The organism is Nostoc sp. 'Peltigera membranacea cyanobiont' 213 (genome assembly GCF_002245975.1).
Taxonomy (GTDB): Bacteria; Cyanobacteriota; Cyanobacteriia; order Cyanobacteriales; family Nostocaceae; genus Nostoc.
The window spans coordinates 36,068-60,857 of record NZ_NOLI01000033.1 but is presented as its reverse complement, the minus strand read 5'-3'; the positions used below and the strand labels follow the sequence as shown (position 1 = coordinate 60,857).

General features: G+C 41.2%; 20 protein-coding genes and 1 pseudogene. 15 read left to right on the top strand and 6 right to left on the bottom strand.

Annotation, left to right across the window (positions count from 1 at the left end; genetic code table 11):
• The first annotated feature begins 65 nt into the window (after window positions 1–65).
• Window positions 66–338, top strand: a complete 273-nt coding sequence (locus CDG77_RS12095) for a GNAT family N-acetyltransferase (protein ID WP_223269794.1) — start codon at window positions 66–68, stop codon at window positions 336–338.
• On the opposite strand, the gene CDG77_RS37530 is transcribed toward CDG77_RS12095, so the two are convergent.
• Window positions 280–429 (bottom strand): hypothetical protein, encoded by a 150-nt coding sequence (locus CDG77_RS37530; RefSeq protein ID WP_223269793.1) that lies wholly within the window; start codon window positions 427–429, stop codon window positions 280–282. The genes CDG77_RS12095 and CDG77_RS37530 overlap by 59 nt on opposite strands.
• Window positions 430–625: 196 nt before the next feature.
• On the opposite strand from CDG77_RS37530, the gene ppsA reads away from it, so the two are divergent.
• Window positions 626–3,244: a phosphoenolpyruvate synthase gene (ppsA, locus tag CDG77_RS12090; RefSeq protein ID WP_094329616.1), complete on the top strand. Its 2,619-nt coding sequence runs from the start codon at window positions 626–628 to the stop codon at window positions 3,242–3,244.
• 627 nt (window positions 3,245–3,871) lie between these two features.
• On the opposite strand, the gene CDG77_RS12085 is transcribed toward ppsA, so the two are convergent.
• Window positions 3,872–4,795 carry a transposase family protein gene (locus CDG77_RS12085; protein WP_094329615.1) on the bottom strand — a complete coding sequence of 308 codons (924 nt, stop codon included), beginning with the start codon at window positions 4,793–4,795 and terminating at the stop codon, window positions 3,872–3,874.
• Between the two features lie 209 nt (window positions 4,796–5,004).
• Window positions 5,005–5,448: a pyridoxamine 5'-phosphate oxidase family protein gene (locus CDG77_RS12080; RefSeq protein ID WP_094329614.1), complete on the bottom strand. Its 444-nt coding sequence runs from the start codon at window positions 5,446–5,448 to the stop codon at window positions 5,005–5,007.
• A gap of 411 nt (window positions 5,449–5,859) precedes the next feature.
• Between CDG77_RS12080 and CDG77_RS12075 the strand changes: the two genes are divergently transcribed.
• From CDG77_RS12075 to CDG77_RS12035, 9 genes and pseudogenes are all read left to right on the top strand, one after another.
• Window positions 5,860–6,075 (top strand): bromodomain-containing protein, encoded by a 216-nt coding sequence (locus tag CDG77_RS12075; RefSeq protein ID WP_094329613.1) that lies wholly within the window; start codon window positions 5,860–5,862, stop codon window positions 6,073–6,075.
• Window positions 6,076–6,289: 214 nt separating this feature from the next.
• On the top strand, window positions 6,290–6,790 hold the full coding sequence (locus tag CDG77_RS12070; RefSeq protein WP_442946416.1) for an alpha/beta hydrolase: 501 nt from the start codon (window positions 6,290–6,292) through the stop codon (window positions 6,788–6,790).
• 105 nt (window positions 6,791–6,895) lie between these two features.
• On the top strand, window positions 6,896–7,468 hold the full coding sequence (locus CDG77_RS12065; protein ID WP_094329611.1) for an HdeD family acid-resistance protein: 573 nt from the start codon (window positions 6,896–6,898) through the stop codon (window positions 7,466–7,468).
• Window positions 7,469–7,645: 177 nt separating this feature from the next.
• Window positions 7,646–9,730, top strand: coding sequence for a glycoside hydrolase family 10 protein (locus CDG77_RS12060; protein ID WP_094329610.1), 2,085 nt, complete (start codon window positions 7,646–7,648; stop codon window positions 9,728–9,730).
• 250 nt (window positions 9,731–9,980) lie between these two features.
• Window positions 9,981–11,024 (top strand): GTPase family protein, encoded by a 1,044-nt coding sequence (locus tag CDG77_RS12055; RefSeq protein ID WP_190233962.1) that lies wholly within the window; start codon window positions 9,981–9,983, stop codon window positions 11,022–11,024.
• A gap of 438 nt (window positions 11,025–11,462) precedes the next feature.
• Window positions 11,463–12,773 (top strand): efflux RND transporter periplasmic adaptor subunit, encoded by a 1,311-nt coding sequence (locus CDG77_RS12050; protein ID WP_094329608.1) that lies wholly within the window; start codon window positions 11,463–11,465, stop codon window positions 12,771–12,773.
• A 96-nt stretch (window positions 12,774–12,869) separates the two neighbouring features.
• Window positions 12,870–12,962, top strand: a pseudogene (locus tag CDG77_RS35375) (transposase DNA-binding-containing protein); the annotation flags it as partial.
• A gap of 289 nt (window positions 12,963–13,251) precedes the next feature.
• Complete coding sequence (locus CDG77_RS12040; protein ID WP_094329606.1) at window positions 13,252–14,979, top strand: S8 family peptidase; 1,728 nt, start codon at window positions 13,252–13,254, stop codon at window positions 14,977–14,979.
• 114 nt (window positions 14,980–15,093) lie between these two features.
• Window positions 15,094–15,393 carry a hypothetical protein gene (locus CDG77_RS12035; RefSeq protein ID WP_094329605.1) on the top strand — a complete coding sequence of 100 codons (300 nt, stop codon included), beginning with the start codon at window positions 15,094–15,096 and terminating at the stop codon, window positions 15,391–15,393.
• 43 nt (window positions 15,394–15,436) lie between these two features.
• On the opposite strand, the gene CDG77_RS12030 is transcribed toward CDG77_RS12035, so the two are convergent.
• The gene (locus tag CDG77_RS12030) at window positions 15,437–15,808 is read right to left on the bottom strand and encodes a CU044_2847 family protein (RefSeq protein ID WP_094329604.1); all 372 of its coding nucleotides are present in this window, start codon (window positions 15,806–15,808) and stop codon (window positions 15,437–15,439) included.
• A 145-nt stretch (window positions 15,809–15,953) separates the two neighbouring features.
• Between CDG77_RS12030 and CDG77_RS12025 the strand changes: the two genes are divergently transcribed.
• Entirely contained in the window at window positions 15,954–19,490 is a 3,537-nt protein-coding gene (locus CDG77_RS12025) for an nSTAND1 domain-containing NTPase (protein ID WP_094329603.1), read from the top strand.
• 39 nt (window positions 19,491–19,529) lie between these two features.
• Here CDG77_RS12025 and CDG77_RS12020 read toward each other — a convergent pair whose 3' ends face one another.
• Window positions 19,530–20,573, bottom strand: coding sequence for a C1 family peptidase (locus CDG77_RS12020; protein WP_094329602.1), 1,044 nt, complete (start codon window positions 20,571–20,573; stop codon window positions 19,530–19,532).
• A 405-nt stretch (window positions 20,574–20,978) separates the two neighbouring features.
• Between CDG77_RS12020 and CDG77_RS12015 the strand changes: the two genes are divergently transcribed.
• The 3 genes from CDG77_RS12015 to CDG77_RS12005 all read left to right on the top strand — a co-directional run bounded on the left by CDG77_RS12015 (window position 20,979) and on the right by CDG77_RS12005 (window position 24,056).
• Window positions 20,979–22,268 carry a glucose-1-phosphate adenylyltransferase gene (locus CDG77_RS12015; protein WP_094329601.1) on the top strand — a complete coding sequence of 430 codons (1,290 nt, stop codon included), beginning with the start codon at window positions 20,979–20,981 and terminating at the stop codon, window positions 22,266–22,268.
• A gap of 150 nt (window positions 22,269–22,418) precedes the next feature.
• Complete coding sequence (locus tag CDG77_RS12010; RefSeq protein WP_094329600.1) at window positions 22,419–22,928, top strand: AAA family ATPase; 510 nt, start codon at window positions 22,419–22,421, stop codon at window positions 22,926–22,928.
• Between the two features lie 120 nt (window positions 22,929–23,048).
• Entirely contained in the window at window positions 23,049–24,056 is a 1,008-nt protein-coding gene (locus tag CDG77_RS12005; protein ID WP_094329599.1) for a DnaJ C-terminal domain-containing protein, read from the top strand.
• A gap of 45 nt (window positions 24,057–24,101) precedes the next feature.
• Here CDG77_RS12005 and CDG77_RS12000 read toward each other — a convergent pair whose 3' ends face one another.
• Window positions 24,102–24,770, bottom strand: a complete 669-nt coding sequence (locus CDG77_RS12000; RefSeq protein ID WP_094329598.1) for a glutathione S-transferase family protein — start codon at window positions 24,768–24,770, stop codon at window positions 24,102–24,104.
• Window positions 24,771–24,790 lie beyond the last annotated feature (20 nt).

The window sequence follows — 24,790 nt, the reverse complement described above, 5'->3', positions numbered from 1 at the left end:
CCCCCAACCCCCTCCCCGCAAGCGATGAGGGGACTATGATGTACCTCATGTGATTAGGAAACGCTATAATTGCCCAGATCAATGGTCGTCCCATTGGATTTGTCCAAATTATCGATCCAGCACGAGAGGAAAGCCGTTATTGGGGCGATGTTGCACCGGATCTTCGTTCCATTGATATCTGGATTGGGGAAGAAACAGATTTGGGCAAAGGCTACGGCACAAAAATGATGCAGCTTGCCCTAAATCGATGTTTTGCCGACCCGCGTGTGACGACTGTCCTCATCGATCCACTTGCCAGCAATACTCGCGCTCACCGCTTCTATGAACGCCTTGGCTGACAATTTGTTGAACCACGAAGGTTTGGCGACGATGACTGTTTTGTTTATTGCCTGAACCGAGCAGATTGGCATCCTGAAAACGCGATCGCATCGCGGTAGCGGCAGCTAGTTAAAAGAGGCAGGGGAGCAGGGAGCGGGGAGCAAGAGGGTGAGGCTGAGACGGTGTTTCTACTCCTCCCCAAATGAGCGCCGCATAACAACGCCGATGCACACCGACCGTCGAGAGTCGATCGGTTATGATGCAGTCAAAATTACCAAAGTTATGAATTGCCAAAGGAGGGAAACTCATGAGTTCATTTGTCCTTTGTTTTCAAGATATTGATAAAACAAAACTCACGGTTGTTGGGGGCAAAGGCGCAAACCTGGGGGAACTTACCAGGATTGAGGGAATCCACGTACCGGATGGCTTTTGTATTTCTACTGAAGCTTTTAAAAGAATCATTGGGGAAGCGTCGTCGATTAACGAATTACTCGATCGGTTATCGCTTTTAAAGGTGGAAGATCGGCATAAAATCCGTGAACTTAGCGGTGAGATTCGCTCTTTCATTGAAGGGATAGCCATTCCTCAAGACATTAATGAAGAGATCGCCCGCCACCTCTCCAGGCTTGATGAAAAAAATGCCTATGCAGTACGATCCAGCGCAACCGCAGAGGATTTACCAACGGCCTCTTTTGCAGGCCAGCAGGATACGTATTTGAACATTATCGGAAAGGAAGCAATCTATCAGCATATCAGCAAGTGTTGGGCATCGCTATTTACCGAGAGGGCAGTAATTTACCGCCTTCAAAATGGCTTCGACCACCGTAAACTCCACCTGTCTGTGGTTGTTCAGAAGATGGTCTTTCCGCAGGTGGCAGGAATTATGTTTACTGCCGATCCCGTCACTTCTAATAGGAAGGTGTTATCCATTGATGCCAGCTTCGGACTTGGTGAGGCTATGGTTTCCGGCCTGGTGAATGCTGATATCTATAAAGTGTGTAACAGCAAGATTCTTGATAAGAAGATATCCACCAAGAAACTGGCTATTTACGCCTTAAAAGATGGCGGTACGAAAGAACAGGAAATTGAGCAACAGAGACAGAACAGGCAAGCGCTGACGGATGAGCAGATTTTACAGCTTGAGCGCATAGGCAGAAAGATCGAAGAACATTTCGGCAGCCCCCAGGACATCGAATGGTGTTTGGTTGATGATACATTTTATATTGTCCAGAGCCGGCCAATCACTACTTTATACCCCATCCCGGAAGCGAACGATCGAGAAAATCACGTTTATATATCTGTCGGTCATCAACAAATGATGACCGACCCCCTGAAACCCTTGGGGTTGTCTGTATGGCAGTTAACCGCTACTCGACCCATGTATAACGCTGGTGGAAGGCTGTTTGTGGATGTCACACTTCAACTGGCTTCACCTGAGAGCCGAGAAAATTTATTAGATGTCATGGGACAACACGATCCGCTCCTAAAAGACGCACTTATGACCATAATAGAGCGAGGAGACTTTATAAAATCGTTATCGGCTGAAAAGAAAGAACCGAGTCCCACTAAAAACAATAAAAGTACATCGTCTGCCAGGTTTCAAGCAGAAATCGAAAACGATCCGACAATCGTTTCTGATTTGATTAAGCGCAGTCAAACCTCGCTAGAAGAGTTGAGACAAAACATCCAGATAAAATCAGGACTGGAGCTATTGGATTTTATCTTGTCAGATATCCAGCAATTAAGGAAGAGTTTATTAGATCCAAAAAATATGGGCGTGATTAAAGCGGCTATGAATGCCTCATCATGGCTCAATGAAAAAATTGAGGAGTGGTTAGGTGAAAAAAATGTAGCAGACACGCTTTCTCAATCTGTACCAAACAATATTACTTCGCAAATGGGTCTGGAACTATTGGATGTCGCCGATGTGATTCGTCCTTATCCTGAAGTAATTGATTATTTACAACATGTAAAAGATGATAACTTTTTGGATGAACTGGTTAAGTTTAATGGTGGAAAGGAAACCCAAGACGCTATCTATGCTTATCTCAACAAATACGGAATGCGATGTACCGGAGAAATCGATATTACTAAAACTCGTTGGAGTGAAAAACCAACTACACTTCTCCCCCTGATTCTCAGTAATATCAAAAACTTTGAGCCTAATGCCAGCAATCGGAAATTTGAGCAAGGGCGACAGGCAGCTTTGAAAAAAGAACAAGAGTTATTAGATCGATTGAAGCAATTACCGGATGGTGAACAAAAGGCCGAAGAGACAAAACGAACGATCGGTCTAATTCGGAATTTCATCGGTTATCGTGAATATCCAAAATACGGCATAGTTAATCGCTACTTCGTTTATAAGAAAGCTTTACTGAAAGAAGCCGAACAACTCGTACAAGCCAAGGTTATTCATGAAAAAGAAGATATATACTATCTCACTTTTGAAGAACTTCGCGAAGTCGTATTCACAAATAAACTTGATTACCAGATTATTAGCAAACGAAAATCTGAGTACAAATTATATGAAAAACTAACTCCCCCACGTGCGATCGCGTCTGATGGTGAAATCATTGTAGGTCGGTACAAACGAGAAAATCTCCCTGCCAAAGCTATTATAGGTCTACCTGTTTCCTCCGGTGTTATAGAGGGACGAGCGCGTGTCATCTTAAACATGGAAGATACCGATCTAGAAGATGGAGATATATTAGTCACCTCCTTTACTGACCCTAGCTGGACACCATTGTTTGTATCCATAAAAGGTCTAGTCACCGAAGTTGGTGGACTGATGACTCATGGAGCAGTTATCGCACGTGAATATGGCTTACCAGCAGTTGTCGGAGTAGAAAGTGCTACCAAACTGATACAAGATGGACAGAGAATTCGGGTTAATGGAACGGAAGGCTATGTAGAAATCCTATATTAAAGCGAAAATTACAAAATTGGATTTTAAATATTGAGGATTAATCTTTCTGTTAACGTAGTAGCGTAACAATTCATTCAACCCGACACCGTTTATCGGCGCGGCTTAATTCAACGTGAGTTCGACTGCGAAAGAAAGCCAGAAATCTCACTTCTGAAATTGATTTCAGAAGTGAGATAGGAAAAAATAACTAAGAATTATTGAGAATGGGTAAAAAAGTTAAAAAGATACCCAGACTAAGTTTTTACCTGCCATTAATTTTTGTTAATTACAAATATAGGATTACTATTTGATTTTTGAACGAAATTAGGTCTTGTAGAGGAGCCAGTGCGTTGCGGTGAATCCAGCGCTGTAGGCGACTGGTGAACCCGAAGGGAGGTTCCCTCCGTTGTAGCAACTGGCGTTGTGTTAGAACGGAGTTCGTAACGCACTATTATCATGAGTTTGATGCGTTACGCTGTCGCTAACACATCCTACAGACATCTCCGAAAACAGTCAAAGCCTTTGTGTGGCTAGGCTATACCCCATAAATGCAATCATCTTAAATTAGCTAGTCTGTACGATAAAATAAGACTTTGAGATATTCACTGTTGATAATTAGGCAAAAATATTTAGTTATATGCGGTAATTTCAACCTGATGATATGGCCGATATTTCTGATGGTAATATTAGCGCTCGAATTCGTAACCTTACTAATCCACAAATAGTCAAAATTACTTGCTCATATTTGTGGGGATTTAACCTAAATCTTTCTTGAACAACTCGAAATATTTTGACTGTTCGAATTCGATGTTCAACAAAGATCCGTTTAGATGAAAATATTTTATTTTGTTCTTTCTGTTCAGTTGTTAGTTCTCGATTTCTTGGTTTCTTAATTGGAGTTGTAATTAAATCTTCTCCAATATATGCCTTATCTCCTTTAAATCTTTGTTTGGCATCAAATTCTGACCGATATTCTCTAAACACTGTTATATCGCTTTTTGGCCCAGGTTCACCTGCCACAACATCAACGATATCGCTAGCATCAGGTGAAATAATCATTTGAGTTTTAAATGTATGATTACTCTTCTTGCCTGAAAAATATTTCTTTTGCTCATTATTGTCTCCAGGTCTTTCTCTGACTTGTTCATAGCTATCTACTATTAATTCATATTCTGTGAGTATTTCTTTTACTACTTCATAGTCAGAAGCGTTTTTTTTTACTTGTTCAATCAAGCTGGATGGCATTAATTCTCGTAAGTAAGGCAACCAATAATTAAATGTATCGTTCGCTGTAGACTCACTGACTCCAAACTGGATGCCCAGAAGTTGAAAGGTTGTCAGATGCCGAAGATAAACCAAGGTTAAAATTATTTGTTCTCTGAGAGATAATTTTTGTTTTCGACCTCCACCACCAGCAATGATTCTCACTTTCTGGGATTCTAATAAAGCTCGCTTTTCATAATGCAATTGCTCCGCATTTTGAATTAACTGTTGTAACTGTTCATACTCTAGACCAATTAAGCGCTGTGTTTCTTTAGGATTCTCTTCAATATGCTTCAGTATGTTATTCATATTTCTGTGTCAAAAAAGCTCTTTAATGTTCTTTTAGCACAGAATGTTACTATTCTGGAGATGTCTTACGTATATTTTCAGAAATCAAACCGGATTCCTATATTTAATTGTTGTCAGTTTCGTCCAATAATTACATTTGTAAAAATAATTCAAAATTCATAATTTATATTTTTAAACTAAGAATTTTGAATTATTTGAAAGAGTTAGTCTCAAAAAACTAATTTTTGTGGCTTAAAACTCGATACACTATCCCAATAATTAACCTGGTTAATATTCACCTTAAGCAAAGCAATATCAGGTTCATCCAGTCCTTTAGGAAACCAGGTTTGGAGTTCCGGCTTCCATAACTCTTGCATTTTGTTCTGGTCTTCCACAAGTTGTGCTGTACCTGAAATGGAAACGTATCGCTGCTGTTCGGGTGATGAGAAATTAACATTTACTTGCTCATGCTGTTCAATCTCAGTCACCTTATGGGAACCAGAATAAGTAAAGAACCAGAGCGTGGCTTCAGAGTTAATCTCACCACTTTTCGACATGGGGGAACTATGCAAACTTCCATCATCATCGACTGTGGTAAACATACCATAATCAATATCTTTGATTAGTTCATGCAGTTTTTGAATCTCTTGAGTGCGGTCTGTAGAAGTTGCCATTTTTTGTACTATTTTCTCTATTTGCTACTGGGCTATAATTTTTTATTACAACCATTTGTCAGTATTAACGTTTTTAGTCACAATTACGTGACCCTAGAGGTAGAATTCTCATAAAATTTGCTCTTCTAGTTATATCTATAGAGATATTTTTTGAGTACACAAGACAGAAGCAGCAAAGTTTGAATAGTGAAAATTGCTAAGATATTACGGCAGCGATCGCAGATGAAGTTATTATATTTGCTTGCGATCGCCTTAAAATTAAGGTTATAGAGTATTCTTACCTTTAAGATGATGTAAAATTTATCCCCTCGGAATGAGCCTCTTCAACCTCTAGTAGGAGTGTCATGTTCCATTAAGCGCCTACTATGAAAAACTAGGAAATAAAATTGCAGTATATCTGCCTTTCAAATTATGGACTGGAAGTACAGGTGGAAAAATGGCTATCGACCAAGCCGAGATCAAGCGGCAAAAAACCCTCATTTGTTAGATGAGAGTCAATTCCACAATGAGCAAGACCGAAAGCTAGCTGAAGAATCTGCAAGGAAGCATTTGGGCATACCTGCACCAACTTTAGATGAAGAGAAGTCAATTTTACCTCAAGCAGCTTCGCGTAATGAAGACTTTTAGAAAATAACACCATTTCCAAAGATATTTGCAATAAATTGCCATTGCCAGTAGAGGCGTACAAATGTACGCCTCTACTACAGCAGGAATTTTGTAAAATAATATCAAGCTTGGGCATTTTTTGCCTAGGTACGCTCCACATCATTAAGATTAGAAGTTAGACAAAATGCAGATTTATCAAATTTTCAATCGATTAAACAATAGGAAATTCGCTAAATTGCTCAGTCAAACAGTAGCTTTAGGCTTAGGTGCTATTGTTCTGCTCTCAAGTACTAATGCGAATGCTGCCGAGCAAGTTGTTTTAAAATATGGTACTTTTCAGGGGCAAATATCTGTTCAAGAATTGAGTCAGTTTACAGAAACTGGCAAGACTACCCCGACATTACAAGCTTATTTAGAGGCAGCCAAACAAGATCCAGAAATAGCTCGTAAGGCACTAAAAGCCCCAATAAAAGCCGATCCTGCCTTTTTAAATAACTTACTGTCTAGCTGGGCAGGGCCAATTTTAGTTAACCAAATTGGTGAGGTAGTTCACCCTCCCGCAGGAGAACTAGATCAGCAGGCACTGCGAAGTGCTTTAAGCGCATCTATTCAACAAAATGGTGAAGTTACATTGCTTGGAGCTATTCAGAATTATCCTAATACTTCTGTTGAACTTGAAGGCGATCGCCTCATCTCTGTTTATGAACGCCTAAGCGGTCTTGCAAAACTCTTATGAGGGCTAGTGACTACTGAAAATTTAATACCGATGAGTCTATCTTAGGGTTCTATGCTGTGACTGATAAATTCCCTAACGTAATTGTAGAGTTAGGGAAAAGTTTGTATGACAACTGACATTTCTAGAAATAATAACAAGGATGTTAATGGAGCGCTGATAACTGGTGTTCTCCTGAGTATTGTGGGGGTGATTGCGATCGCAGCGCCTAATTTCACCACCCTATTCGCTGAAACTTGGATTGCAGGGATTTTGATTTTCGCCGGATTTACAAAACTAGTGTATGCCACTCAAACCCGCGATCGCGGAGGTTTCATTTGGAAACTTTTATTAAGCGGACTCTATATTGCAACGGGCATAATGCTATTCGTTTATCCTTATACGGGTGTTCTTACACTGACCCTGTTACTTGGTACTTTTTTGGTAACTGAAGGCACATTCGAGTTAATTCTGGCATTCCAGTTACGCCCGCAACAAAACTGGACATGGATACTAAGTAATGGAATTATTACGCTGGTATTAGGTGCAATGATTTGGTTTCAGTGGCCCTTCAATGCGCCCTGGCTTCTTGGGACACTAGTTGGTATCAGCATTATTTTCAGTGGCATTTCCCGTGTGATGCTATCGTTGAATGGGCGTTCTAACTCAAATCCTCCTGACCAAGCTGCAAATCCTACTTAGTAGATGGGAGTGGGGAGAAAAAACCAATGCCCAATTCCCAATTCCCAATCAAACTTGAGTAGTCAAAGTTTACAATATATTGCAGCAGCGATGCCTACGCCTGGCTATGCCTACGCCAAAAAAATTGTTAAATTAACTAAGGAAATCAAAATCAAGGCCAGCTAGCTGCAATCAACAATGGTATCTATTGCTACTTCCTTCTCGGATATTCAAAACCATTGGGCACGCTTATTTATTACAGCCTTAGCCCAACGTGGTATTGTTAGTGGGTTGCCTAACGGCACTTATCGTCCTGATAACTCTGTTACCCGCGCTGAATTTGCCGCCATCGTCGCCAACGCATTTGGGACAGTTACCAAGAAGCGGCAGTATATCCCCTTTGTTGATGTTCCAACTAGTTATTGGGCAGCAGCCGCCATTCAAACAGCTTACGAAAAAGCATTTGTAAGCGGGTTTCCTGATAAAAGTTTCCGTTCCGCTAACCGAATTACTAGAGTGGAAGTTTTAGTTTCCTTAGTAGCAGGCTTAGAAATTGCCACCAAAATAAAACCTGACCTCCTCTCAGCACTCCCACAAATTTATCAAGATTATATTCAAATTCCTGAGTATGGGAAAAATCAGGTAGCTATTGCCACTAGTGCTGGATTGGTGGTTAGTTTCCCAAATATCAAATTACTCAATCCCAATCTTGCAGCCACCCGTGCAGATGTGGCAGTGATTATTTATCAAGCTTTGGTGTATTTAGGTCAGGCAGAAAAAATAGCTTCTATTTATCTAGTACAGCCGCCAATACCAACGCCGACACCGACACCAATACCAACGCCGACACCAATACCAACGCCAACGCCAATACCGACACCAACACCAGCCGGTAGCGTTAGGTTAAATCATAGTCGGGAATTTCGGGGGGCGTGGGTTGTATCTGTGTGGAATGGTGATTGGCCTTCCAAAGCAGGACTTCCTGTTGCTCAACAAAAAGCTGAACTCACCGAGATTATTACTAAATTACAAGCACTAAACTTTAATGCCCTGATTTTCCAAGTGCGACCAGAGGGAGACGCTTTATATGAATCGCAATTAGAGCCTTGGAGTGCTTGGATTACAGGAACTCAGGGGAAAGCACCAGAACCATTTTACGATCCTTTAGCGTTTGCGATCGCAGAATGTCACAAGCGCAATATTGAACTTCATGCTTGGTTCAACCCCTACCGCGCCAGTACTTCCACCGACCCAGCGAAAACAGTCCGTCCCCACATAGCAGCTACTAATCCAGAAAGCGTTTATTTGTGGAAAACTCAACGCTGGATGGACCCAGGACTAAAAATAGTTCAAGACAGAGCTTACAACGTAATTATCGATGTAGTGAAGCGCTACGATGTTGATGGCATTCACTTAGATGATTATTTCTATCCATATCCCATCGAGGGGCAGTCTTTCCCCGATGAAAAAACATACTCTGCATATAAAGCAAGCGGTGGTACACTCACCCTTAGCGATTGGCGACGGGACAATGTTAACAGAATGGTACAGCGCCTCTACCAGGGGATTAAAACAACCAAACCCGACGTAAAATTTGGTATTAGTCCCTTTGGGATTTATCGCTCCGGACAACCCACTGGGATTACTGGGTTAGATGCTTACAACGTGCTATATGCAGACTCGAAGAAATGGTTAGAACAAGGCTGGATTGATTATATTGCGCCTCAACTTTACTGGCGCACAGACCAACCACAACAAAGTTATTCGGCGTTGCTACAGTGGTGGACACAGGTAAACACAAAGCAAAGACACGTTTACGCTGGTAACAATTTGACAGAACCAAGCAATAAGAGTCGAGAGAGTGATGAGATTGAAAAGCAGGTGAAAATTAGTCGTAGCCAAGCGGGACGTTTGTCACTGGGGAATATCTTCTTTAATCTCGCTGTTTTGACGGAAAATAGTCAGGGCATAGCTGATAAATTCCAAAGTCTGCTTTATAACAAACCTGCGCTACCGCCAACTTTGCCTTGGCAAGATACAACACCACCCCCTCCACCCATTGGATTACAAGTCAATAACCGCAAACTGAGTTGGCAGCCTGGAGATAATCAGCCAGTTCGTTCTTGGACACTTTATCGGCAAACTGGCGATACTTGGACAATTCAGCGAATTTTGTCTGCTGGCACAACTTTCGCTACCGTCCAACAAGCGGGAACTTATGCCGTGTGTGCGGTGGATAGATTGGCAAATGAGAGTGTGGGAACAGTTATTACAGTTAGTTGAACAAAACCCGGATTTCTCACAAGTCATAAAAAATCATATTTACATGACCTGATGTAAGACTTTTTTTGATACATCATCAGATCGCTATACTAAACTACTGCAAGCACAACCAATTGACTTATGCTGTCTCGGTGTCCCCATGTCTTGAAAATCCCAAATAACGACATCTGTATGTAAATATATGGCTTGCGATCGTGAAATAGATTTTTGGGAATAATACACTTAGTCCTTCTCTAAAATGATGTTCTTCATGATGAATATGCCGGAAAATGTATTAGACCAATTCGATCACCTTTACGAACTACAGCCAGGAGTAGCAACAAAGATAAAAAATTTTATTTTAAAAACGTTTAATTATCAGCCCAAAATAGGCATTCTTGGTAAGACAGGTGTAGGAAAATCAAGCCTTTGCAACGCTCTTTTTGGGAAAGACGTTGCACCTGTCAGTCACGTTGAGAGTTGTACACCAGAGGCTCTAGAATATTCATTAGGTGGAGGTTCAGGAAATATCAAACTAGTTGATTTACCAGGTGTAGGTGGGAATCCAGAAGAAGATATTAAATATAAGGATTTATATTCTAAACAGTTACCAGAATTAGACGTAGTTTTGTGGGTTCTAAAAGCAGATGACAAAGCTTTAACTACTGATCTATATTTTTATGAGAATGTCGTTAAGCCTCACTTGGTACAAGGTAAGCCTTTTATCATTGCGATGAACCAGGTTGAGAAGGTTGAACCGATGGGGGAATGGGATTCAAACAACCGTATTCCTGGGTGTGAACAGCAAAAAAATATTGATGCGAAGATAAAAGATGTTGCTAAAAAGTTTGGTCTTGATACCAAAAACGTTATCCCAGTCTCCTGTGGTAAAAAATATAACGTGGTAACACTTGTGGAAACAATTACCTATGCAATCCCTAAAGATAAAAAGTTAACGTTTGTAAATTCTGTACTAAATGAAAACCGTTCAGAGAAAGCTAAGGAGGAAGCGAAAAGTGGTTTTTTTAAAGAATTCGATGAATTTACGAATACTGTACTAAATGAAAATCGTTCAGAGAAAGCTAAGGAGGAAGCGAAAAGTGGTTTTTTTAAAGAATTCGATGAATTTACAAATAAGGAGGAAGCCAAAAGAGGTATTTTTGAGGGATTCGGACGAGATATCGGAAAATCTCTAGCAGGAGAATCAGGTGAAAAGATTGGAGAAACCATTGGTAATTTTGTAGATAAGAATATTGTTGTTAAACTTCTTAACGAGATTGCTAAATTTTGGTTTCCTTGGTGGCCATTCTCATAAAGTGAGGATGGCTTAAAACCATCCTCAGCCCGTCGTATTCAATCTATCGACCCCAATACCCATAATTGTTTTTGTACCTAGCCAGAAGCAGAGTTCAGCCGTTAATTCTATAATCGGAAGCCTGACTAGAAAGACTCTAAAGAGATTGAGCTACAGTCAACTAGCTGTATGATTAACTTATATATTGACTCAGGCAGATCGTCGGCTTTGTGCGGTGAAATTATGGGTATGCCAGCATCACCAAACTTTGTCCATGATAACTGGATGGAAAATTAGGATTCACCTTTAGGTAGATTTAGACAGAATCATCAGAACTGTATATTTGGATGGGGTAACACATAATTTGCCACAAAACCTCATGCTAAATCAGTAATTTCAATATCAACAGATGAAATTTTGATGTAATTCTAGTTAATTTGTTCCTTATCCTCATAAGCCATGACATCCCCTGAGCCTCAAACTGATTATGGAGACAAAACTCCACAAACCTCATTTGAGCCACCTTCTGGAAAACGGCGGTGGCTTTGGTTATTTTTACCTGCACTACTGTTGTTAGGGGGCGGAACAGCCCTAGTTTGGCGTTTGCTCACTCCCCAAAATTCAGCGCCTGCAACTGCTAAGACTCAATCTCAAGGGGTAAGAGTCAAAATATCCACAGTACAAAGCGGCATAATTGAGGAAAGTTCAGATTTTATTGCTAGCCTGAAGTCCCAGCGCTCAATTATCCTCCAGCCGAGGATTCAGGGTCAAGTTACCCAAATATTTGTCAAATCGGGAGATTTAGTCCCCGAAGGAGCGCCAATTATCCAAGTAGATCGTACACCACAAGCTGCGATCGCTACTAATAATGCCGCACCTCAAGCATTTTTATTGCAACTGGAAAATGCCCGCGCTGCACTCAAATCTCTGGAATCCCAACGTTCATCCTTCGTTGCGAATGTGCAATTGTATCAGCAGACCTACGAAAAGTATTCCATCCTAGCTGAACAAGGAGCCGTCTCTCGACAATCTCGCAATCAGCTTGCCGATCGCCTCGCCAATGCTAAGACTAGTCTTGATGCAATTGATTCTAGGATTCAAGCACAACGAGCCAACATATTGCAGGCTGAAAAAACCTTACAGCAAGTTAATGTAAATGCTCAAACACAACAAATCCAGTCTGACAAAATTACTGCTCCTTTTAATGGCACAGTTGGTAACATGGCTGTGAAAGTAGGCGATTTAGTTAATACTTCCACACAATTACTTAATCTCACCCAAAATCGACCTTTAGAAGTCAATATCTCTGTGCCACTACAGCAAGGGCCGCAATTGCGTAAGGGAATGCCAGTGGAAGTGATGAATACACAAGGTCAAAAATTGGGTAGAAGTAGGGTATTTTTCATTGCACCTAGTGCTAATAATGAAACACAAGGGATACTTGTTAAAGCACTTTTTGACAACCCGAACGGTCAGCTACATGCAGATCAATTGGTAAGAGCTAGATTATTTTGGAATCAGCGCCCCGGAATTTTAATCCCCACAACAGCAATGACTCGTGTTGGTGGGGACACTTTTGTTTATGTAGTTGAAACCGAAACATCTCCCCAAGGTGGATCTCAAGAAGTAGCTCGGCAAAAGCGCGTGAAGCTAGGCGAAATCAAAAATAATAATTACCAAGTGATTGAAGGATTACAGCCAGAAGATAAAGTTATTATCTCAGGGTTGCTCAATCTTAGAGATGGTGTGGCGATCGTTCCAGAATCTTAATTCAGGATGAGGGGACAAGGAGAATAACCCTATACATAATGTCCAATGCCCAACATTACAGCGATCGCTAAATTTAACCTTGGTATAGTATTTTAACACTTGGCAGCACAACCAACAAGTAGTGTACCGCAAGCATGTGGGACTCTAGCAGCAACAACAGCAGCGTACGATTTATGGAGTTCGCCGTATATAATCGAACGTTATCACTATACCTTGAAATTAGCTTTTATTAAGAAAGATGTGACTAATGGATAGCTTCAAAAGGGGGTTAGGGGGGATCTAAAAGTGCCTAAAATCACAGTGAAATACTTGTTCATTCAACCTCTAAGCTTATTTGATGTTATCTATAAAAAAATAGATAACTATAGTCGCATCAAATAATCAAAGCCGAAAAACTACATAGTCTGCACTAATGTTAGAGCTACTTATCCCGATTGATTACTTTACTTTCGCCCAATAAATTAAATTTGAGGTAAAAATGAGACACGAAAAACTTTCTCCCGGACTACTTTTGGCATTTCAAGACTATCAAAAGGAAGGAGATAAAGCTTTAATTACACACAAGCGATCGCTTGGCATCATTGCCCACAAAAGCCCAGTCAAGCCTACCAAGAGCGTTGTTTTTATCTACTGCGATCCTGATGCAGACTTAAGTCATTTATCACAATATAATATTGAAGTCAATCAAAACTCTGGAAGTGTGCGGACGGCTTTTTTACCGATAGAGAGTCTAGATGTCTTATCTGAACAAGATATCATCCAACGCATCAAGCCATCACGCAAACTTCATTTGCGAATGGACACTGCAATGGAAGCAGTCAAACTGCCGGAGTTCCAGAAAAAAAGCAAACTGACTGGTAAAGGGGTAATCATCGGCATTATAGACAGTGGTATCGATCCGAAACACCCCGCTTTTGCTGGACGAATTTTACACATTTGGGATCAAACACTGCCAGGTCCAGGAGTAACAGAGGGCGGCTATGGTGCGGAATTTACGGGAGCGCAACTGACAATCTCTCAGGATACAGCCGGTCATGGTACTCACGTTGCTGGAATTGCTGCTGGTGCTGATACTAACTATAGCGGTGTAGCACCAGAAGCAGAATTAGTTATCGTCAGATCGGATTTACAGGATGCCCACATTGCTGATGGTGTGCGTTACATTTTCCGAGTTGCTAGAGAGTTGGGACGCGCAGCCGTGGTAAATCTCAGTGTGGGTGGACACGCTGATGCCCATGATGGTAGTGATTCCCTATCTAAAGTCATTGATGCCGAAACTGGCCCAGGAAGAATTGTTTGCTGTGCTGCCGGTAACGAAGGAAACGCTAACATTCATGGACAAGCGACAATACCCAGTGGACGCACTCGTGGTATGCGCTTTAATGTTCCTTTGAATCAAATAGGCATAGTTTGGTTAAACGCTTGGTATTCCAAAGATAGTGAGTTGGAAGTGTCTGTGCGGAGTCCTAACGGTTTTGTCACCCCTTACCAAAAAATAATTACTGAAGGTAATGCTGCACAAGATTACCAGTTACCAGATGCACGGGTGCAATTAGCAACACCAGGGCCAGATCAAGCCAACGGCGATCGTAATTTCTTTGTACAAATCCGGGGTATTGACCCCTCGCCAGTCATGGGAGGTGTTTGGCAACTGCGAGTCCGCAACACTTCTTCAACTGACACACGTTTAGATGTGTGGACACTAGATGACACTTCCTCAGTGTTTTTTACAGGTAAAAGTGTGAAAGATGTATTAAAAATTGGTTCGCCAGGAGCCGCCAGCAGTGCAATTACAGTTGCAGCCTATACGACTAAAAGTAAGTACACAGATATTGATAACCAAGTGCGAGAAATGGGGTTAGAATTGCATACTATTACGGAATTTAGTAGTGAAGGGCCTCTACGGAATGATGGACAGAAGCCCGATGTAGCAGCACCAGGAGCAATGATTGTTTCCACCCTTTCCGCCGATGCGAGTTTTGACCGCTCATCGATGATTAATTCCAAGTTTGTGGTGATGGCTGGTACGAGTATGGCGACACCGTTCGTCACTGGGTTAGTGGCGCTGCTGTTGCAGCGCGATCCTAAACTCGATCCGGTTGCTGTGAAAGACTTGCTACGTAAAAATAGTGCAATTCCCAGAAAACCCGCAGGCACATTTGATGACAAATGGGGTTATGGAGTGATTAACGCTTTAAATCTGTAATTAGATTGAGAAAGATAGATATTATTTCTGCACAAGGATAGGGGATAAAAACCTATAACTTTGATAGATTTGGGTAGGCAGTAATTGCCTACCCTTTTTGCCAAGGAATTGCTGATGAATTATCAAAAACTAGATGCCGCCCTTGCTACAGCGCTGAGTGATGTTCAAAATTCAGAAGAATCGAGTTTGGGGGTTTTCATCCATACTGAACCAATTTTAAACTCGGCTGCAACTGCTGTTTTAGAAAGTTTAGGTGTCAGTGGTGTTACCAGTGGCAAAGATATTTTCACGGCAACACTGTCACTAAATGCTATTTCCCAGTTGTCAGAGCAATCTTGGGTGAAGTATTTGAAGCGATCGCAGCAATTAGGTTTGGTTAATAGGAAAATAAGTATAGGGAAGTTGGGTGTTTAATGGGCATTGCCTACCCCTAGACTGCGCGGATAATTTTTTGCAGTTACTGTGGATCGGGTTGTTGTTTTTCTGCAAACTTACACTTCACCTCAATTTGCAGATTACTTTCAGCTGAACCTTCGGTAATGTAAGGAATGCCGGCTTTGCCACCCAACTTAATGCCAAATGTAAGTTTTACCTCCTCAATCTCAGCAGTATCAAAGTCTTTAAAAGCACTAAGAGCATAGATAGTATAAGAGCGAATCATTTGCCGAGCTTGTTGCATCCGAGCGATCGCATCTGTTCGCACATCCTTGTATTCTATGCCATCATCATCCTCCTCAATTTCCTGAGTTATTTCGGTAGCTGTGAGGTTAATCTCAATCTGCTCAATCTCCCCATCTGCTTGGAAAAATAGTTGCTGTACTTCTGACATGGGCTACCTCAATTAAGTTTTGTAACGTATCTGAATAAATTTCAGCTTGCTTGCAGAAAAATAACAAATGGTATTGTTTCTAGTAACACAGCCATCATTGTGTCTGTCAAGATTATCCCGCATTTACCAACATAAGGTGTGTTAAATGGCACGATATGCGCTTGTTATTGGCATCGCCGAGTATGTCAGCCCATCATTATCGCGTTTGTCAAAGACTACAAATGATGCTGAAGCGATCGCGCAACTCCTAGAGCAATATGGTGATTTCCAGTCTGTACAAAGACTACCACAGCGTTGGAATAAAGATAAAAACGCCTATGAAATGGCGGCGTCAAAAGTTACTGGCGCTGAAATTGGTGAAAAACTCAGAACATTTCTACTAGAGCAAGCTGCTAATAATGAAGCGCTGATTTATTTTAGCGGACACGGTTTTACTATTTCCGACAATTTGGGACAACAAAAGGGATATTTGGCAAGTTCCGATTGTCAGATTGAATTTAAAGAAAACGAAAATGTTGAACAAAAATATGGCATTCCCCTGGATAGCCTTAACGACTTAATTCGAGCTTCCCAATTGAGTAGTTTAGTGATGCTACTCGATTGCTGTAATAGCGGCTATTTCTTGGAAAGACAATTAATCCAAAAAACTCTTAACGCTTTCAGTTCGCAAAAAGATTATTACTTAATTACAGCTTGTCGGAGCTTTGAACGTGCGGGAGTAATTAAAAGTGAAGAATACAGCATTTTCACAGGTGCAGTTATTAAGGGATTGACGACAGAAAATGTAGGTAGTAGTAGGCGAATTAGTGGCGATCGCTTGTTTGATTTTGTCAGCAACGAATTAAAAAGTTCCGTACAAGAGCCGATTCGCATGGGTTGGGGACGTTCCATTACTCTGGTTACTTACCCTCAATTAGATATTTCTACAGGAGAAGAAATTGCTTTCAATCAGGAAAATCCTTATCGGGGACTTTATGCATTTGAAGCAGAACAAGCCCAATATTTTTGTGGAAGAGAAGAAGCATCTCGTACCCTAATTTCGCGTTTAGCAGAGAGTCGATTTTTGGCTGTAATTGGCTATTCAGGTAGTGGTAAATCTTCCTTAGTAAAAGCGGGTTTGTTACCGCAACTGAAACGCGATCGCCTCCCTGGAAGCAGTCAATGGGCGATTGCATCTTTGACACCAGGAGAACACCCTTTAGGTCAATTAGTTGATATTTTAGCTCGACAACAGCAGCAAAATAAACCGCATCTATTATTTATCGATCAATTTGAAGAAATATTTACCCTTTGTCAAAACGATGATGAACGCCAAGCTTTTATCCGTTTAGTAGCACAAGAAGTAAAAAATAGTGAGGTAGAAACGCGGATAATTTTGACAATTCGCGGTGATTTCTTAAATCGTTGTGCTGACTATTTAGAAATTATTAGTCTCATCAATAGCATTCCTCCTACATCATTCATCGTCACACCAATGTCTTTTATTGAGTTAGAAGAAGCAATAGAAAAACCAGCAAAATTACATGGTGTCACCTTTGAGCGTGGTTTAGTTTCGCAAATTTCCGCCGATGTAGTCAACCGTCCGGGTGCATTACCCATATTGCAATATGCGCTTAAAGAATTGTGGCGAGTTTGCATTGAAGAACCGGAATCGCCAGAACCGCTTTTAACTCGTAAAGGTTATGAAGAAATTGGTGGGGTTAAAGGAGCTTTAGACAAACGAGCGACAATTTTGTATCAAAGTTTAACAACTGTAGATCAAGCCTTTGCGCGTTGCTTATTTATGGAATTGGTGCAGTTAGGTGAAGCTGGAGAAGTGACGCGGCGGCGTGCTAGCTGGGATAGATTAGAAGCAATTTCAGATTCTCCACAACAATTACAACGGGTTGTAGGATTATTGGCAGGTTCCCAACAACGTTTGATTATCACTGATGAAAATACTGTAGAAGTTGCTCATGAAGCACTTTTATCTGAGTGGAAATTATTAAATACTTGGATTGCTGAAAACTTAGAAAATATTCGTCTGGGTCGCTCTTTAGAGGAAGATTGTCAAGATTGGCTACAAAGATTTAGTAAATCGGATGAAGCACTATTGGCGGGTGCAAACTTGGCTGTAATTTCTGAGTGGATAAATAAGACTCAGCCAAGACTTACGCCATTAGAAGCAGAATTTTTGCATAAAAGTTTGGAGAGACGCGACAGAGCAATTCAAGCTCAACTAGAGCAGGAACGTCAATTACGAGAAGCGGCGGAAGCCAGAGCCAACGCGGAAGGGGAAAAAGTTAAACAGGAAAAAGCCAAAATTAAAGCTGAAAGGCAACGAACCCAGGCATTTGCAGTTTTAGCAGTTATATTAATTGCATCAGCAGGGCTGTGGGTTAAATCTGAAAAAAATAATGCAGAAGTCAAAAGAGGAGAATCCAATACATGGATTAAAGTTTCTCAATTATATCTTAATGACGATAAGCAACTTGAAGCATTAATGGCAAGTGTGCAAGCACTACAAGCATTAAAAAAGGTAGATGGAAAACACACTGACCAACTAAAGCAACTGCAATCTATTATCTATGATGTGAAAGAGCATAATCGATTAGAAGGTCATAAAGATAAGGTTTGGGGTGTAAGTTTTAGTCCTGACGGGAAAATTGCCTCTTCTAGTGCCAACAACGAAATCAAGATTTGGGATAAGAATGGCAAGTTTTTACGCGATTTGCCCGGACATGATGGTGGAGTTTGGAGTGTAAGATTTAGCCATAATGGTAAATTTCTCGCCTCTACAAGTCAAGATACAACGTTCAATCTTTGGAATATAGACGCGAAAGAACATAAACCACTAAAAACTTTTAAAGGTCATAATAATACTGTTTATGATGTGAGTTTTAGTCGAGATGATAAATTTATTGCTTCTGGTGGTAAAGATGGAATCATAAAAGTTTGGCACACTGAAATTCAAGAAAACCCACCTCAACCCATTAACACTTTAAATGTCGAAGAAGTACTTAAAAAGGAGGGATATAATGTAAAGGCACAACATCGAGTTAACAGTCTAGATATTGACCCTAATGACAGTTCAAAAATTGCTTACGTCGATGATGATGGTAGTGTCAGAATTTGGGATTGGCAAAAAAAGAATACTTCCTCACGAAACATTGGTATACATGTCCCAGAAATTTTGCAGATAGTTAGATACAGTTTAAAGAGAAAAAATTTGCTGGCTTCTGCCGGTAATAAGGGTAATATATATATTTGGGATACTACAAATAAACAGCAAAAACCGATAGCAATAATCAATCAGGCTCACCAAGATATAATATACGGCTTAGATTTTAGTCCTGATGGTAAAATGCTCGCATCTGGCAGTGTTGATGAAACTGTAAAGGTGTGGAATGTAGATAAAGCTATTAATGGAGAAACTTCTTTAATAGCGACTCTGAAAGGACACACTCAGCAAGTTAATCGGCTAGAGTTTAGTCGTGATGGCAATATAATTGCCTCTTCTAGTAATGATGGAACTGTAAGACTCTGGAAGTGGCAAAGTAATTCTCAAACAGATGTTACCCCCAAAGTAGAAAACTTGTTAAAGTATAGCTGTAATTTTTTAGAAGAATATTTACAAACTAATAAAAATATATCAGATTGGGTGAATTACCAATCTGGTATATGCTCTTTTAAGGAAAAGTGAACAACTTAACTATTTAGAATGCTGTTTTAGTCGTCAATTTTATCCTTGATTCTTCCTTGAAATCTTGATAAGGGGTTGAGGGTCTTTTTCTTGAGTATGTTCATTGGGATCTCCTTGACTATTTCTATCAGGACTTCCGTTGAGGAAAACACCATCCTTAGCTATCAAGCCAAATTGTCTCTCATCAATCCACTCATTCTTCAGTAATGACCACCAGTCAGTAGCTAACCCCTGTAACACATACTCATAGGGTAGCCAACCATAGCCATCTTCACCCCAATCTTCACCCCAGCAATTTCTAATTAGCAAAGCTCCTTGAGTTGGAAAATTTTCGTCGGAATCGTTAATTGACTTATAGTTGGCATGGTCAATTGACTTATTGTCGTCATAACCAACGGCAACAACTGCATGACCACCCAGCATCTTTTCGCCTATACTAGGATAAGGAATTTTTCCTGTTTTTACAGTTTTCTTATTTAAAAGAGAACTATAGGTTGTAAACCCAAACATTGCAGGGATGCCAGCAGCTAAAACATCTTTAATTTTAACTAACGCTTGTTCTTTTGAAAGTTGAGGTAAGTCAAGCCTAAAATACTGAATTGCTTGATAATTTTGGGCATAGGCATAGCAAAAAGCCGGTGGTTCTTCGTCAAAATTCTCAATTTCATAAGGCCAATATTCCTCTGGAGGTATGCCAAAAAGTGCCATTGCTTTCATTGTGAAGCGCGTGGATACTCCACTGTCTCCAGTTAATTTCATCAATTTTCGTGCAACTTTGTAGAGAAAGAGGCTGGAGGCATCTATATATTCGCCCCTTACCTTCCTTTCAAAATATTCTACTAAGGCAACGCCAGCTATTGCTGTGCATGACTTGAGGTTTCCTTGCTCCTCAATTGGAGAACACCATTCTCGCAAATCGACATGAGAGTTGTCTTGAACTTCTGTTTGTAACCTGCGATGAAGTAAAATTTCTTTTTCAAGTCTGATTCTTTCTTTGTTCTTAGAGTTTTCGATTATCTTCTCTGGGGAATAGTCTCTAAAATCTGGACGATCTGGCAACCAACCCATTCTAAAGTTCGGCATATATCTGTACCCTGTTTTAAATATCTTAAGAAGTTGGCTTAATAGCTGGCTTTTAGCTGACTGTAAGTGAATACACTATAAAAACAATCTTTTACGGATTACACATAGAACTTTTTTAGATTTATTTTTATAACGAGGTTTGTTATGGACTACTTACCTCTTCCCCTTGCAAGCTGTCCCTCACAGAGATAATATCCTACGCGAGGGCGGTCTAGTCGAAACTTCGTACACTTTTTTTAGCTCAATTAATACAAGTGTTCTAATTAGTTTTTCTTTAGTAGTGCTATCAATCACTACCAGCATTCTGTAAAATTCATCCTAAAGAATCAGACGATCCCCCTTACCTGTGGTGGCAGACAGTCCTAAACTGAGAATGAGAGTTGAAAGGCAGTCGGGAGAAATTTTGTGAAAAAAGTATTATCAATCATTCTTGGTGGTGGCGCGGGTACTCGGCTTTACCCCTTAACCAAACTCCGCGCGAAACCAGCAGTACCAGTAGCGGGGAAGTACCGCTTAATCGATATCCCCGTTAGTAACTGCATAAATTCCGAAATTTTCAAAATCTACGTCCTGACACAATTCAACTCAGCTTCCCTGAATCGTCACATCGCCCGTACCTACAACTTTACCGGTTTCAATGAAGGTTTTGTGGAAGTGCTAGCAGCACAACAAACACCAGAAAACCCTAACTGGTTCCAAGGTACAGCCGATGCTGTGCGTCAGTATCTGTGGTTAATGGAAGAATGGAATGCAGAGGAATATCTGATCCTCTCAGGAGATCACCTCTACCGGATGGATTATCGCCAGTTTATCCAGCGCCATAGGGAAACAGGGGCTGATATTACTCTCTCAGTCATTCCCATCGATGAGCGCCGCGCCTCAGATTTTGGCTTGATGAAAATTGACGATTCTGGTAGAGTCATCGATTTTAGCGAAAAACCTAAAGGTGAAGCGTTAATCCAAATGCGCGTTGATACAAGCATACTAGGATTATCAAAAGAACAAGCCCAGCAACAGCCTTACATCGCCTCAATGGGGATTTATGTCTTTAAAAAAGAGGTTTTGTTCAAGTTGTTGAGAGAAGGGACAGAAAGGACTGATTTCGGCAAAGAAATTATTCCTGATGCCTCTAAAGATTACAACGTTCAAGCTTACCTTTTTGATGACTACTGGGAAGATATTGGAACAATCGAGGCGTTTTATCATGCCAATTTAGCCCTGACTCAGCAACCCCAACCACCATTTAGTTTCTACGATGAAAAAGCGCCAATTTACACCCGCGCTCGTTACTTACCTCCAAGTAAACTTTTAGATTGCCACATCACAGAATCAATTATCGGCGAAGGTTGTATTTTGAAAAATTGCCGCATTCAACATTCAGTGTTGGGAGTGCGATCGCGAATTGAATCTGGTTGCGTCATCGAAGAATCTTTGCTCATGGGTGCAGATTTTTACCAAGCTTCTGTAGAACGCCAAAGTAATGTAAAACAAGGTGACATTCCTGTAGGTATTGGTACTGACTCAATTATTCGCGGTGCCATTGTTGATAAAAACGCCAGTATCGGTCACGATGTCAAAATTATCAATAAAGATAACGTGCAAGAAGCTGACCGCGAAAGTCAAGGTTTCTATATCCGTAGTGGTATCGTTGTCGTGATGAAAAATGCTGTAATTCCTGATGGAACAATCATTTAGTCATTGGTCATTGGTCATTGGTCATTGGTCATTGGTCATTGGTCATTGGTCATTGGTCATTGGTCATTGGTCATTGGTCATTAGTCATTAGTCATTAGTCATTAGTTATTCAGAAAGGACAAAGGACAAATGACAAAGGACAAATGACAAATGACTAAACTAATATTGCTGATTGGTCTTCCAGGTAGCGGTAAGTCAACTTTTGCAAAACAATTACTGGCAGAATGCCCCCAGATGTCGCTGATTTCTACAGATGCCATCAGGGGGCAATTATTCGGTTCCCAAGCCCTTCAGGGGTCGTGGCTGCTGATTTGGCGGGAAGTAGAACGTCAATTTCAGCAAGCTATTTCTACAGCAAATACAGCTATTTTCGATGCCACTAATGCCCAGCGCCGCCATCGCCGTGAAGTCATTGCTTTAGCCCGTGAATTGGGCTTTACCCAAATTACGGCAATTTGGGTGGATACACCAGTGTGGTTGTGTTTAGCACGTAATAAAAGGCGATCGCGCCAAGTTCCAGAAGAAATTATTTTGCGGATGCACCGTCAACTCCGGGATGCCCCCCCAAGCCTGGAAGAGGGGCTAGACGGGCTGATCCGCTTATCAGAAAAATCGGAGTACGGAAATTGCGATCGCGCGGTGAGCAAGAACCACACTTGATTTTCTATATTCTTTGTTAATTTAAAATCAGATTGTTTTGCTTTGGCACTATACCTAGCAATTAAATATCTTGCGATCTTAAAAAAAAACATAACAGGAATTTCTATAGGAGGCTAGTAGATGGCTGCAACCGACTTCAAAGACTATTACGCAATTTTGGGAGTTAGTAAGACTGCCACTCAGGACGAGATTAAACAAGCCTTTCGTAAACTAGCCCGCAAATATCACCCTGATGTCAACCCAAATAACAAACAAGCAGAGGCACGCTTTAAAGAAGTTAGCGAAGCCTACGAAGTTGTGTCAGATGTAGATAAACGCAAAAAATACGACCAATTCGGTCAATATTGGAAGCAAGCTGGTGAAGGTTTCCCATCCGGCGGCGGTGTTGGTGCCGATATGGGTGGCTTTGACTTTAGTCAATACGGCAATTTTGATGAGTTCATTAATGAGTTGCTAGGGCGCTTTGGCGGTGCTGCCCCTCGCGGTGGCGGTGGGCGACAAAGTTACTCTTCTTACCGCACTACTACAGGAGCGCCAAGTGGTTTTGGCGGCTTTAACGATTATGGATTTCAAGATCCAGGTGCGGGTACTTCCCAAGATAGTGAAGCTATAATCACCCTAAGTTTTGCTGAAGCATTTAACGGCGTACAAAAGCGCTTCAGTTTGGGTAACGAAACAATTGATGTTCGTATCCCATCTGGGGCTAAACCTGGTACTCGTCTGCGCGTGCGGGGCAAAGGTCAAATCAACCCAATGACTCAACAACGAGGGGATTTATACTTAAAAGTCGAACTTCAGCCGCACTCGTTCTTCCAAATGGAAGGTGATAACTTGGTGTGCGAAGTGGCAATTACACCAGATGAAGCGACTCTGGGAGCGTCTATTGATGTACCCACTCCCGATGGTTCAGTTAATGTCAAACTACCAGCCGGAGTGCGTTCTGGTCAATCCCTGCGTTTGCGTGGTAAAGGTTGGCCTCTCGCTAAGGGTGGACGTGGCGATCAGTTGGTGAAGGTGGCGATCGCACCACCAAAAGACCTCAGCCAACAAGAGCGGGAATATTATGAAAAAATCCGGGCTATCCGTACTTATAATCCCCGCAGTCATTTGCAGCAAGTTAAGCTGTGAAAATAGCAGATTGTAGAGACGGTCAATTTACCATCTCTACATTGATTAGGTATGAATTTGCCGCGTATTTCTCGCTATTATAACGGACTTAAACGCTTCCATTGCCTCTGGTGTAGCTTCGGTAGCTTGCCACGATGGACGTACAATTAAGCGATCGTGCCAAGCATTCAGTTTTGGATAATCACTTAAGGAAATACCTACTTCCGGCAGCCATATTACTACAGTTCCAGCCACAATCTCAGCTAGAGTTAGGTTTTCACCACCAAAGTAAGGGCGATCGTCAAGTAAATTCTCAAATAATTTCACCACGGTTAAGATTTTTTGCTTTGCCTGCTCGATTTTTTCGGGACTTTCCCCAGGTAAGCCTAATATCTGAGGTAGAAATGTGGTGGTTGCTGGCAAAAGCTCATTCACAGTTAGCAGTTGTACCATCCGCGCGATCGCTAAATCCTTAGCATCTTTAGGCAACATCGCAGGTGTGGGATATTTTGCCTCTAAGTAGTCCAGAATTGCTAAAGATTCCACTATATTAAAGCCGTCATCCACCAAAGCTGGAATGAGGTGGAAGGGGCTAATTGCCAAAAAATCTGGTTTAAACTGCTCCCCATCCAGTTTTATGTCTACTAATTCAAATTCAAGTCCTTTTTCCAGCAGAGTAATCCAGACGCGGCGAGAGTTAGGAGAAATCGGTGAGTGATAAAGAGTCAGCGCCATAAAACCTCACAGTTTTATCA